Origin of the sequence: Acetobacter sp. AN02 (assembly GCF_029759835.1) — a bacterium.
Classification (GTDB): domain Bacteria; phylum Pseudomonadota; class Alphaproteobacteria; order Acetobacterales; family Acetobacteraceae; genus Acetobacter.
Genome location: NZ_JAJJND010000085.1, coordinates 1 through 10,945, shown reverse-complemented (window position 1 = coordinate 10,945; position 10,945 = coordinate 1). Strand labels below are relative to the sequence as shown.

The following is a 10,945-nucleotide window of genomic DNA, read 5'->3' as shown; positions in this document are numbered from 1 at the left end:
AAACTCAAATCTACTTTCCTCGCAGCAGTGCAGTTCGCTTCAATCATCATACTGCTTAACTGACGACACGACGTAAGGCGGTGACGAGCCGCTGGCCTGAGGGGATCAGGACCGGTGCCGAGTTCTCCATGCCTGCGATGGGATGATCGGGGACGGCGGTCTTTCCGGAGGCCGCCGTATTTTCCAGGCAGTGACGCCGTCTGCGGATATATCTGCCGGGGGACGGTCTTTGCCCAGCGGTCTGTTTCCTGAAAGCCCTTCAGATTATCCGGTGTGCCGAGTCTGAGACTGCTTCAGGAGTCCCGGGCGGATCATCGGGAGTGGCCTGCGTCCGCAATAAATATAACAGCCATAAAAAAACCCCTCCGGAGAGGGGGTTTTTTGCATTCCGCGTGGGGAGGATCAGAAACCCTCGCGCTCCAGACGCTTGCGCTCCATCTTGCGGGCGCGGCGGACAGCCTCTGCGGCTTCGCGCGCACGGCGCTCGGAGGGCTTCTCGTAGTGACGACGAAGCTTCATTTCCCGGAACAGACCTTCACGCTGCATCTTTTTCTTGAGCGCTTTCAGAGCCTGATCGACATTGTTATCGCGGACGAGAACCTGCACTTGACTGTAAACTCCTGCTCCTTCGGGTGGTCCCGGAGGTTTTCTTGTTTCTGTCTCCCCGGAGCGACCGCAGAACCGGTCCGGGACTCCGGAAAACAGATTTAATCAGGCGCGCTCCCTAGCATGACTGGCGAGGCGAAGGCAAACTGTTTTCGTTTTTGTAATGCGGGGAATGGCGTGGAATGGCGATCCTGAAGATAGCGCGCATGGGGCATCCGGTTCTGTATGAGCGGGCTGCTCGTGTTGAGGACATATCCTCGCCGGAGATTCAGCGTCTGATTGATGACATGCTCGAGACAGTTGCGGACGCTTCGGGAGCGGGGCTGGCTGCGCCTCAGGTGTATCGCAGTCTGCGGATGTTCGTTTGGCGTGTTCCGGCGTCCCGCAGTGAGGGGGCGGAGGATCCGTCTGCGGAGATGCAGGTTCTGATCAATCCGGAGATTACGCCGCAGGGTGACGGGATGGTGCTCCGGCGGGAGGGATGTCTGTCGATTACGGGTCTTCAGGGGTGGGTTCCGCGATATGAGCGGATCAGATATGCGGGCTGTGACCGGTCGGGGCAGCGCATTGAGGGGGTGGCATCCGGTTTTCGGGCGAATGTCATGCAGCATGAGATGGATCACCTGGACGGGATTCTCTATCCGATGAGGATGACGGATCTGCGCCTTCTGGCGTTTGACGAGGAGGCCATGCGGTTTCCTCCTTTTAAAGGGCAGGACGCCGGAGGAGAGCGGGGATGATATCGGATCTGAGAGGAATGGCCGCAGGGGCCGGGATGCTGGCGATGACCATGCTGTCATCGTCCGGCCCGAAACGGTCTGAGGCACGTGATGTGGCGCTGCGTGCTCTGGCCCGGGCCGCCGGAGAGGGCGCGGACTGGTCCGTGGCTGTGCTGCGGCAGGTTGCGGGTCCGGATGCCGATCTGCTGTTCCCTGGCGGAGAGGCTGAGATGGCGGAGGCCTGGGCGGATCTGCTGGACCGGGATATGCGGCTGCGGATGGAGGTATCCGGGGAGACGCGGCTGAGCCGTCTGGTCAGGGCGGCCGTGCTGGCGCGTCTGCCGGATGATGCGTCCGTGCGTCTGGCGGAGCGTAAGGCTCTGTCCGTTCTGGTTGCGCACGGGGCTGCGGGAGTCGTGGCGCGGATTACGGCGCGGACCGTGAATGCGATCTGGCAGGCTGCCGGAGACGAGGCGCAGGGTGTGACCTGGGTGACCAAGCGGGTGTCGCTCGGATCTGTCTACACATCCGTATTTCTGTTCTGGCTGTCTGCCAGGGGGGGAGATCGTGCGGCTGTTGAGCAGTGTCTGGATGACGGGCTGCGGCTTGTGCTGTCTTTCGGGCGCCTGAAATCGAGAGTTGCGGGATTTTTTCCCGGACGTGCGGTTCGCGCCGGATGACCGTTCGTGACCGGCGTGAGGCTGCGGATGAGGCGGGACTGCTTTTTCTCAGAGAGACGCAGATCCGGACGGCCCAGCAGCTTCTTTTTCTGGCGGAGCGGGATATGGCGCGCAGTGTGGCGCCGCTTCTGGAAGAGATTGGTCTGGGGCGGGCGCAGTATCGTGTTCTGCAGGCTCTGGCGCTGTCGCCCGGAATGACGGTCGGCCGGCTGCGGGAGCTTCTGGGGATCAGCAAGCAGAGTCTTGCGCGTAGTCTGTCCGATCTTCTGGGTCGGGGGTTTGCGGAGCAGAGGGCCGGTCGTGCGGACCGGCGTCAGCGTCTTCTGTTTCTGACGGAAGCCGGCCGGTCTGCGGAGGAGCGGCTGTTCATCTGTCAGCGCGGGCGGCTGGTGGCGGCGTATCGTGAGGCCGGTGGTGAGGCTGTGTCGGGTTTCCGGCGGGTTCTGTCGGGGCTTCTGACACAGGAGAGTGAGGCTCTTCTGGCGGAGCGGGGAGGAGCGTGATGGGAATGAGCGGTGTGATGCCTGAGGACGGGCTTGATGGTGTTCACGTTCTGGTTGTGGACGATGATGAGCGTCTGCGGCGTCTGCTCCGGCGTTATCTGACGGAGAGCGGCTTTCGTGTGACGGCGGCGGCGGATGCGGCGGAGGCGCGGCGTGTGCTGGGCTTTATGATACCGGATGCGATGGTGGTGGATGTGACCATGCCGGGTGAGAACGGCATGGAGCTGACGCGGGGGCTGCGGGAGCAGGGGATTGATATTCCGATTCTCCTGCTGACGGCGCGGGGGGAGGCCTCTGATCGTATTCAGGGGCTGGAGGCCGGTGCGGATGATTATCTTGGCAAGCCGTTTGAGCCGAGGGAGCTGGTTCTGCGCCTGCGGTCGCATCTCCGGCGTCTTGCGCCGTCGCCGCCTTCGGATGCGTTGAGAATCGTGCGTCTGGGGCCGCTGGAGTTTGATCCGGGGCGGGGGATTCTGAGTGGTCCCGGAGGCGTTGTGCATCTGACGGGGGGAGAATCCGCGCTTTTATCGGTGATGTCGCGTCGTCCGAATGAGATTCTGGCGCGCGAGGAGATTGCAGCGGAGCTGGATATGGCGGAGATCGGCGAGCGTGCGGTTGATGTTCAGGTGACGCGTCTGCGCCGGAGGATTGAGGCGGATCCGAAGGAGCCGAGGTTTCTGCATACGGTGCGCGGGCGGGGGTATGTGCTCAAGCCGGGGGTATGATGGAGGCTGAGCGGCCTTTTCCGGAGCGCCGCCGCCGGTGGTTCAGGCGATTCCTGCCGCGGTCTCTGCTCGGGCGGTCCCTGCTGATCGTTCTGCTTCCGCTGGTGATCACGGAAGGGATCGCGCTGGAGATTTATTACGGCAATTCGCTGCATGTGGTGTCTCGGCGTCTTTCTGACGGCGTTGTGGGGGATATTACCTGGACGATTTCCCTTCTTGAGCGGTACAGGCATCCGGATGACAGGGCGTGGATTCTGTCGGAGGCGCGGCGGCATACGCAGCTTGCGATGGTGTGGGAGCCGAAGGTCCGGCTGCTGAGGCAGGGCTCCACTCATGTGCTCGGTCCGATGGATGAGGATCTTGAGCGGGCGATTCAGAGTCAGATCGGTTTTCCCTATTTTATCGACTGGATGAAGGATACGCACACCGTTCTGATCTCGATTCAGCTCGGTGACGGTATTCTTGAGGTGGGGGCCCCGCGCAAAAGGCTGGATGTGGGGCAGATCTGGCTTTTCGTCGCCTGGGGGCTGGGCAGCTCCCTGCTGCTGTTTGCGATTGCCGGGGCTGTCATGCGCAATCAGGTCAAGGCGATCCGGCGGCTGTCCCGGGCGGCGGAGCAGTTCGGGCTGGGGCGTGATACGGGGCCGATCCGGCCGGAGGGCGCGCGTGAGGTGCGTCTTGCGGCGGTGGCGTTCAATCGGATGCAGGAGCGGATTTCCCGGTTTGTCCGGCAGAGGACGGCGGTTCTGGCCGGTGTGTCCCATGATCTGCGGACGCCTCTGACACGTCTGCGCCTGTCTCTGGCGATGCTGCCGCAGGCGGGCGAGGTGAGCGGGGAGAGTCTTCGGGAGGATATCTCTGACATGGAGGCGGACGTTGCCGAGATGGAGCGGATGATCGAGGGCTATCTGTCCTTTGCCCGGGGGGAGGGGGCGGAAATGCCATCCGTTGTGGATGTGCAGTGGCTGCTTGAGGAATCGGCTCTGGCGGCTCATCGGGCAGGCGTCAGTATCCTCGGAGTGTATTGCCTGCCCGGGCTGACGCTGCAGGTCCGGATCGATGCCCTGCGTCGTGTTCTGGGAAATCTGGCTGAGAATGCCCGGCGGCACGGGGCTTCGGTCTGGTTTTCCGCGGCGCGTGATGGCGGGAATGTCGTGATTATCGTGGATGATAATGGCCCGGGGATTGCACCGGAGGCGCGCGACATGGTGTTCCGTGCTTTTGAGAAGGGGCAGGACGGGGGAGCCGGTCTGGGGCTTACGATCGTGCGCGATATCATCCGCGCGCATGGCGGTGACGTGCATCTGGAAGAGAGCCCGCATGGCGGATTGCGGGTCAGGATCACCCTGCCGTCCTGAGCGCCGTGCTGACGCCCGGGACGGCTTCGGAAATCAGGGCAGCGTGTTGCCGGCGCCGCCGTGGCCGGGTCCGTTATTGCTGCCCATCGGGCCGGTCGCGCCGCCGAAGCTTCCGCCGTTACCCATCATGTTCTGCATCGGGTTATAGCGTCCGACATTGCCCAGGATTTCCTGGATCACGTTGATTTTCGTGCCCGGAGTCGGGGTGATATCCCCGCGCATACCCACGTTTTTCCTGTCTTTTTTATTCAGGGTGCGCATGGACCGCAGGGTTCCGCCTTCATCGAAGTTCAGGACGACGACCTGCTGCTTCTTGATGCCCGGAAAGCTGGCGGGGACGGGAACGGTCACCATGGAGATGTAGATCCAGGTGTTGTCGTCGAACGTGGCTTTCGTGGTCGGGGACCCGAGGAGATCCACGGCATCGGCGCGATTGCTGACGCCGGGCTGCAGCTGTTTATAGTCCTCTGCCTCGATCAGGGAGCCGCGCGGCATTTCGGTGGCCCGGAAGACGCTGCATCCGGAGGTGAGCAGCATCACCCCTCCGGCGAGGCACAGGGTGCGCAGTCGGCGGGTTCTGTTCGGGCTGAGGCGGATTGCGGCGTTCGCACGTGTGGGCATGAGTATGATCTTGCTGTCCTGCGTGGGACCGTCTGCGCAAATCCGCAGCGGAATGATGTTTCCGCGTGCCTTATCCCTGCCGCGCTGTCAATTCCTTATGTATAGAGGGATGCGGCTGGTTTTACGGGCTGCATGAGGGAGCGACACGGATCATGGTTCAGCATACGGCGGAATTTTCCAGGAAAATCATGGCCGTCCGGGCGGTGCGTCACGGGATGGATATGACGGTGGAGGCCTCCGCGGAGGAGTGTGCGGCTCTGGCGGCCAGATTTGATCTGGAGGGCATCCGGTCTTTCTCCTGCCGGTTTATTCTCCGGCCCGGGGTAAGGCATGAGATTGAGGCGGAGTGTTCTCTGTCGGCGCGTGTCGTGCAGCGCTGTGTGGTGACGCTGGAGCCGTTCGGGGATGTGATCGTCGAGAGGTTCAGCCTGCGTCTGGTGCCGGAGGATGCGGTGCGGCCTGAGGATTTCGAGGATCCGGATGCGGAGAGCGATGTCATACCGTTTTCGGGGGACAGCATTGATCTCGGGGAAATCGCGTCGGAGCAGCTCGGGCTGATTCTTGATCCCTATCCGCGCAGTCCCGGTGCGGCACTGCCGGAGGGCGTCTCCGGTGATGAGACGGACGAGACAGATCAGCAGGACAGAGCCCCTCATCCCTTTGCCTCTCTGGCGCGGCTGAAGGGAAAAGAGTAGAGGGTTTTCCGTTCGCGAACTTGCGAAAGCGGCAACGTTCTGTTAGACGCGCCCCCTCAAATGATATTCAGCCGGGGGCCAGACTTACAGACGGTCTCCGGGAACACCCGATATCCTGTAAGGACACGGTTCGATGGCTGTACCTAAGAAGAAAACCTCCCCGTCCCGTCGTGGCATGCGTCGCAGCCATGAAGCCCTGAGCGCTCCGGCCTACGCCGAGTGCGGTAACTGCGGTGAGCTCAAGCGTCCGCATCACGTCTGCAGCCACTGCGGTCATTATGACGGTCGTGAGGTGATTGCTGCCGGAAAGGCTCTGAAGGTCGCTGTCCGGGCCTGATCCGGTCCGGCGGTCCGGTTTCCCGCCGGCAGGCGCAGCCGGGGCAGCATGACGGAAGCATTGGATGAACGTAACTCCCCTGCCCGGTGCCGGTTCCGCGTCGGATGAAGACGTGTTTACGCTCGCTGTTGACGGAATGGGCGGCGATGGTGGTCCGGAGATGGTTGTTGCCGGGCTTGATATCGCGGCGGACCGTCATCCGGGGGTCCGGATTCTTCTTCTCGGAGACAGCGCGAAGCTGACGCGTGCTCTGGCGAAATATCCGAAGGCTGCGGTGATCTGCACCGTGCGGCATACGGCGGCTGCGGTTCCAATGGATATGAAGCCGACGGCGGCTCTGCGCCTGCGTGATTCGTCGATGCGTGTTGCCATGGAAGAGGTGGCGCACGGGCATGCTCACGGTGTTGTGTCTGCCGGAAACAGCGGAGCCATGCTAGCGCTGGCGAAGGTTGTGATCCGGACCATGCCGGGTATTTCGCGGCCTGCCATGGCGGCGATCAGCCCGACCATGAAGGGCGACACCGTGATGCTGGATCTGGGGGCGAATGTCGCCTGCGACTGGCGTAATCTGGTTGAATTTGCCGTTATGGGCGAGGCGTTTGCCAAGTCCGTTCTTGGTCTTCCTTCCCCTACGATCGGCCTTCTGAATATCGGTTCGGAAGAGCTGAAGGGGGATGAGAAGCTGCGTCAGGCGGCTGAGGTCCTGCGTGAGAGTCCTCTGGCGAAGCAGTTTTATGGCTTTGTCGAGGGGGATGACATCACGGCTGGTACGACCGATGTGGTTGTGACGGACGGGTTTTCGGGGAACGTGGCTCTTAAGACGGGTGAAGGCGTTCTGCGGATGGCGTCCTCGCTCTTCCGCCAGGTATTTCGCAGCAGCTTTGCCGGAAAGATTGCCTATCTGCTTGTGCGCCCTGCGCTGAACCGGATGCGTGAGTGGCTTGATCCGCGGCGGTACAACGGTGCCGTGTTTGTCGGTCTTAACGGAGTGGTTGTGAAGTCACACGGGGGGACGGATTCGACGGGGTTTGCCTCTGCGGTCGATGTAGCCCTCGATATGGTGACCCACGGATTTAATGAGAGCATGCGTGAGCGCCTTTCCCGGATGGGGTCTCTGACTCACAGGCGGGATGAGGTTGTTTCTGACGACGAGCAGGAGACGCTCCGCGCCTCATAAGGTGCCGGGCTTGCGACGCGGCTATATCGGGCTGGTGGTCTGCGCCATGCCGGGAACAGGATGATGACGATGTCACGACGCTCACTTCTGGTTGGATCAGGTAAATATCTGCCTGCGCGGGTGGTGACGAACGATGAGCTGTCATCCCGGGTTGATACATCTGATGAGTGGATCCGGACGCGGACGGGAATTTGCCAGCGTCATGTTGCGGATAACGGTGAGACCTGTGTGAGCATGGCGGTTGAGGCTGCCAGAAATGCTCTTGCGGATGCAGGGCTTGATGCCTCCGCGATTGATCTGGTGATTGTCGGGACATCCACTCCGGACCAAGCGTTTCCTTCCGTGGCCGTGCGGGTTCTGGGGGAACTCGGGACTACCGGAGGATATGGTTTTGACGTGTCTGCAGCCTGTTCAGGATTTATCTATGCCCTGTCGGTTGCTGATGGTCTGATCCGGGCGGGCAGTGCGCGTGGGGCTCTGGTGATCGGCAGCGAGGTATATTCGCGGATTCTCGACTGGGAGGACAGGACGACGTCCGTGCTGTTCGGTGACGGTGCGGGTGCTGTGGTTCTGCGTGCGTCCGAGCCAGGAGAGGCGGAGCGGGGGATACTGGCCACGCATCTGCATGCGGACGGGTCGGTCGGCGATATTCTTTACGTGGACGGCGCTGTCGGTCTGCGGGAGCATAGTGGTTATCTGCGTATGAACGGTCGGGAAGTGTTCCGTCATGCGGTCTCGAAGCTTGCGTCGTCCGTGGATGAGGTTCTTGAGAGCGTCGGGCTTGGCTACCAAGATGTTTCCTGGCTGGTGCCTCATCAGGCGAACATCCGGATTATCGAGGGTGTTGCGAAGAAGCTGCAGATGTCGATGGAGCAGGTGGTCGTGACGGTTGATCGTCATGCGAATACCTCTGCGGCTTCCATTCCTTTGGCGCTGGATGAGGCGCGTCGGGACGGGCGTATCAGGTCGGGGGATCTGGTACTGATGGAGGCTCTGGGCGGTGGTCTGACCTGGGGGTCTGCGCTCGTCAGGATGTAAGTCTCATTCGCAGATGAATTGACGACTCCTTAAGGTCTGCTTCATCATGTGCATATGAGCACTGTGACCCGAGCAACACTGGCGGAACGAATCCATCTTCAGGTCGGATTGTCGCGCAGTGAGTCCGCTGATCTCCTTGATGCCGTGCTGGAGGAGATTTCGATGGCTCTTGAGCAGGGGGAACCGGTTAAACTCAGCGGGTTCGGTACGTTTATGGTGCGCCGTAAGGGGCAGCGTGCAGGCCGCAATCCGAAAACCGGTGTGGAAATTCCCATTTTACCGCGGTCAGTTCTGATATTTCGTTCGAGTCAGATTCTTCGTGCACGAGCGAATGACAGCCTCGGGCATGAAGAGGCGGAGGAAGGCTGACAGCTGTGGAGTCGTATGAGTCTGATGATGAGAGGCGGAAAAAGGGGCCTCTTGCTTTCCGTACAATCAGCGAGGTTGCTGAGGAGCTGCATGTCCCTCAGCACGTTCTCAGGTTCTGGGAAGGGCGTTTTGAGCAGGTCAGGCCTGTCAAGCGTGGCGGAGGGCGCAGATATTATCGTCCTGAGGATGTTGACCTTCTGAGACGTATTTCCGAACTGTTGTATACACAGGGTTATACGGTCCGGGGTGTACAGCAGATTCTCAGTGGTGAGATTTCCGAGCCTCAGCGTGGGGCTGACGTCCTGAGTCAGGCTCCTGTGAGAGAGAAGGACGCGGCTGTCCTGGATATGGCGGATCAGCTTGAGATTATTCAGATGGAGCTTCGTCGTCTGAGAAGCAGTCTTTCAGAATAAAATACGTGTTTCTCTTGCCCGCGAGCCTTGTCGCTGCTAAACACGCGGCAGTCAGGTAACGGGCAGTAGCGCAGCCTGGTAGCGCATCAGTCTGGGGGACTGGGGGTCGTGGGTTCGAATCCCGCCTGCCCGATATTCTGACATTTTGTGACCCTGAGGGCGATTTATGTCCCTCCTCCGATCACTGATTTTCCCTGATCATTATTATCATCAGACTTCGCAGGCGAGGGACATCTTACCGGCGAAATGTCTGCTCGCGAATGGGTAGGGGGACAGCTATTTCAGGCTTCTCCCGGGCATTGATACTGCTCCTGGAATCCCATGATAAAATCTATTATTGCGCGAGAGATATTTGGTCAGAAAATCCAGTGATGAATGTCGTGACAGATGTATAAAGGGAATCAAGGAATATAAAAAATCCAATATGTCTGTAAGGAAAATTGCGAAATTACTTGGTGTGAGCCGCAGTTATATTCACAGGCTTATGGTGGAGCAGGGAAATTTATCCGGATATATGAATGGTGCCAGTGAGAAGCGTCTTTCCTATGGATGGGAGCCTCTCCCTGTTGGGAATGATATTTCATGTTTATCGGTTGGTCTGCAGGAATTTTCGTATAAAGATGTGAGTTTTCAGGAAAGCACACCGAGCTCCGGATTTATTTTTTAAGATAGCAGATGACACTTACGGTAATGTGGATTGCGGGCATGAGCACAGAAGCCACATCTGGTGAGGACACGCCGCCAGTCCATGAGTTTTGCGAACGTATTTTCGATCAGGTTTCACTTTTTATATAGGCTCATGCTCTATTAATTTATTGGGCTGAGCGGTGTGTTGTGATTCACGGACTTACCCACGGAGGTTGAGGTTGTGAGTGACGTGTTTTTTCTGTCTGAGAGCCGGATGAAGCGGACTGAGACGTTTTTCCCACCGGCACATGTGGTTCCGTGTGTGGATGACCGTCGTGTCCTGAGCAGGATCTTTTATGTCATCCGTCACGGTCTTCAGTGGAAAGACGCTCCGAAAGCGTATGATCTGCACAGGACGTTATACGATCGCTTCATCCGGTGGAGCCGCCCGGGTGTCTCTGACAGGATATTTGTCGCCCTGACAGAACAGGCTGGTCGTTCGAAGCGTCTGATGATCGATGCGACACATCTCAAGGTGCACCGGACGTCAGCGTCTCGGCTCAGAAAGGGGCTTTTCCCCGCCATATCGGGCGAACCAGAGGCAGCCTGAACCCAAAACTTCATGCCGTGTGCGATGCTCAGGGCTGACCTGTCCGTCTTCATCTGACGGCCGGTCAGGTCAGTGACTTCAAGGGAGCAGATGTACTTCCGGCAGACCCTCCCGATGAAACAGAAGAGGTTATCGGGGACAGAGGCTATGACAGCAACCGGATCAGGTTGTTGCTCGCAGAACACAATATCACCGTCTGTATTCCGCCGGGGAAGCACCGGACATCAAAGCCGCCTTACAACTGGCATCTGTATAAAAAGCGCCACCTGATCGGAAACATGTTCGCAAAGCTCAAAGACCGGCGACGGGTGGTGACGTGCCCCCTTTTTTGTATCCACTCAAAAGGAGAGTTCCCGTTTTTTATGGCTTGGGGTTGATGGGATGACAAGTGTCTCGGGGGCATGCCCCCGAGACACTTGTCTGGCGATCTGATCCGGTGTCCTGCCATCCAGTTGGGAATGGGGACG

At 59.6% G+C, this 10,945-nt stretch carries 13 protein-coding genes, 1 tRNA gene and 2 pseudogenes; 14 read left to right on the top strand and 2 right to left on the bottom strand.

The window, feature by feature from the left end:
- Positions 1 to 402: 402 nt before the first annotated feature.
- On the bottom strand, positions 403 to 606 hold the full coding sequence (rpsU, locus tag LOC54_RS09690; protein ID WP_146887076.1) for a 30S ribosomal protein S21: 204 nt from the start codon (positions 604 to 606) through the stop codon (positions 403 to 405).
- Positions 607 to 788: 182 nt separating this feature from the next.
- Here rpsU and def point away from each other — a divergent pair, with 182 nt between their 5' ends.
- Genes def through LOC54_RS09665 form a run of 5 tightly spaced genes read left to right on the top strand, consistent with a single transcriptional unit; the run spans position 789 to position 4,591 of the window.
- A complete protein-coding gene (gene def, locus LOC54_RS09685; protein ID WP_279313610.1) occupies positions 789 to 1,346 on the top strand; it encodes a peptide deformylase in 558 nt (185 codons plus the stop codon).
- Positions 1,343 to 2,005: a rpsU-divergently transcribed protein gene (locus tag LOC54_RS09680; protein WP_279313609.1), complete on the top strand. Its 663-nt coding sequence runs from the start codon at positions 1,343 to 1,345 to the stop codon at positions 2,003 to 2,005. The genes def and LOC54_RS09680 overlap by 4 nt, the downstream gene beginning before the upstream one ends.
- Positions 2,002 to 2,508 carry a MarR family winged helix-turn-helix transcriptional regulator gene (locus LOC54_RS09675; protein ID WP_279313608.1) on the top strand — a complete coding sequence of 169 codons (507 nt, stop codon included), beginning with the start codon at positions 2,002 to 2,004 and terminating at the stop codon, positions 2,506 to 2,508. The genes LOC54_RS09680 and LOC54_RS09675 overlap by 4 nt, the downstream gene beginning before the upstream one ends.
- Positions 2,509 to 2,513: 5 nt before the next feature.
- Entirely contained in the window at positions 2,514 to 3,233 is a 720-nt protein-coding gene (locus LOC54_RS09670; protein ID WP_279313607.1) for a response regulator, read from the top strand.
- Positions 3,230 to 4,591, top strand: a complete 1,362-nt coding sequence (locus tag LOC54_RS09665) for an ATP-binding protein (protein ID WP_279313606.1) — start codon at positions 3,230 to 3,232, stop codon at positions 4,589 to 4,591. The genes LOC54_RS09670 and LOC54_RS09665 overlap by 4 nt, the downstream gene beginning before the upstream one ends.
- A 33-nt stretch (positions 4,592 to 4,624) precedes the next feature.
- Here LOC54_RS09665 and LOC54_RS09660 read toward each other — a convergent pair whose 3' ends face one another.
- Entirely contained in the window at positions 4,625 to 5,212 is a 588-nt protein-coding gene (locus tag LOC54_RS09660) for an outer membrane protein assembly factor BamE (protein ID WP_408740335.1), read from the bottom strand.
- A 152-nt stretch (positions 5,213 to 5,364) separates the two neighbouring features.
- On the opposite strand from LOC54_RS09660, the gene LOC54_RS09655 reads away from it, so the two are divergent.
- From LOC54_RS09655 to LOC54_RS12370, 9 genes and pseudogenes are all read left to right on the top strand, one after another.
- A complete protein-coding gene (locus LOC54_RS09655; RefSeq protein WP_279313605.1) occupies positions 5,365 to 5,907 on the top strand; it encodes a DUF177 domain-containing protein in 543 nt (180 codons plus the stop codon).
- A gap of 133 nt (positions 5,908 to 6,040) precedes the next feature.
- Positions 6,041 to 6,244 (top strand): 50S ribosomal protein L32, encoded by a 204-nt coding sequence (gene rpmF, locus LOC54_RS09650; protein WP_279313604.1) that lies wholly within the window; start codon positions 6,041 to 6,043, stop codon positions 6,242 to 6,244.
- A 64-nt stretch (positions 6,245 to 6,308) separates the two neighbouring features.
- Positions 6,309 to 7,421 carry a phosphate acyltransferase PlsX gene (gene plsX, locus LOC54_RS09645; RefSeq protein WP_279313603.1) on the top strand — a complete coding sequence of 371 codons (1,113 nt, stop codon included), beginning with the start codon at positions 6,309 to 6,311 and terminating at the stop codon, positions 7,419 to 7,421.
- A 69-nt stretch (positions 7,422 to 7,490) separates the two neighbouring features.
- On the top strand, positions 7,491 to 8,459 hold the full coding sequence (locus LOC54_RS09640) for a beta-ketoacyl-ACP synthase III (RefSeq protein ID WP_408740334.1): 969 nt from the start codon (positions 7,491 to 7,493) through the stop codon (positions 8,457 to 8,459).
- A gap of 54 nt (positions 8,460 to 8,513) precedes the next feature.
- Complete coding sequence (locus LOC54_RS09635) at positions 8,514 to 8,828, top strand: integration host factor subunit alpha (RefSeq protein WP_279313601.1); 315 nt, start codon at positions 8,514 to 8,516, stop codon at positions 8,826 to 8,828.
- A pseudogene (locus LOC54_RS09630) lies at positions 8,825 to 9,091 on the top strand (MerR family transcriptional regulator); the annotation flags it as partial. The gene LOC54_RS09635 and the pseudogene LOC54_RS09630, both read left to right, overlap by 4 nt.
- Positions 9,092 to 9,300: 209 nt before the next feature.
- Positions 9,301 to 9,374 (top strand) — tRNA-Pro (locus LOC54_RS09625).
- A 735-nt stretch (positions 9,375 to 10,109) separates the two neighbouring features.
- Positions 10,110 to 10,478, top strand: a complete 369-nt coding sequence (locus LOC54_RS09620; RefSeq protein ID WP_279313600.1) for a transposase — start codon at positions 10,110 to 10,112, stop codon at positions 10,476 to 10,478.
- A gap of 50 nt (positions 10,479 to 10,528) precedes the next feature.
- Positions 10,529 to 10,855: pseudogene (locus LOC54_RS12370) on the top strand (hypothetical protein); the annotation flags it as partial.
- Between the last annotated feature and the right edge of the window lie 90 nt (positions 10,856 to 10,945).

Excerpts from the sequence above, each read along its gene's own strand:
- rpmF (WP_279313604.1), top strand. The coding sequence starts at position 6,041 with ATGGCTGTACCTAAGAAGAAAACCTCCCCGTCCCGTCGTGGCATGCGT.
- LOC54_RS09670 (WP_279313607.1), top strand. The coding sequence starts at position 2,514 with ATGAGCGGTGTGATGCCTGAGGACGGGCTTGATGGTGTTCACGTTCTG.
- LOC54_RS09655 (WP_279313605.1), top strand. The coding sequence starts at position 5,365 with ATGGTTCAGCATACGGCGGAATTTTCCAGGAAAATCATGGCCGTCCGG.
- plsX (WP_279313603.1), top strand. The coding sequence starts at position 6,309 with ATGAACGTAACTCCCCTGCCCGGTGCCGGTTCCGCGTCGGATGAAGAC.
- LOC54_RS09675 (WP_279313608.1), top strand. The coding sequence starts at position 2,002 with ATGACCGTTCGTGACCGGCGTGAGGCTGCGGATGAGGCGGGACTGCTT.
- LOC54_RS09660 (WP_408740335.1), bottom strand. The coding sequence starts at position 5,212 with ATGCCCACACGTGCGAACGCCGCAATCCGCCTCAGCCCGAACAGAACC.
- def (WP_279313610.1), top strand. The coding sequence starts at position 789 with ATGGCGATCCTGAAGATAGCGCGCATGGGGCATCCGGTTCTGTATGAG.
- LOC54_RS09635 (WP_279313601.1), top strand. The coding sequence starts at position 8,514 with ATGAGCACTGTGACCCGAGCAACACTGGCGGAACGAATCCATCTTCAG.
- LOC54_RS09665 (WP_279313606.1), top strand. The coding sequence starts at position 3,230 with ATGATGGAGGCTGAGCGGCCTTTTCCGGAGCGCCGCCGCCGGTGGTTC.
- LOC54_RS09680 (WP_279313609.1), top strand. The coding sequence starts at position 1,343 with ATGATATCGGATCTGAGAGGAATGGCCGCAGGGGCCGGGATGCTGGCG.
- LOC54_RS09640 (WP_408740334.1), top strand. The coding sequence starts at position 7,491 with ATGTCACGACGCTCACTTCTGGTTGGATCAGGTAAATATCTGCCTGCG.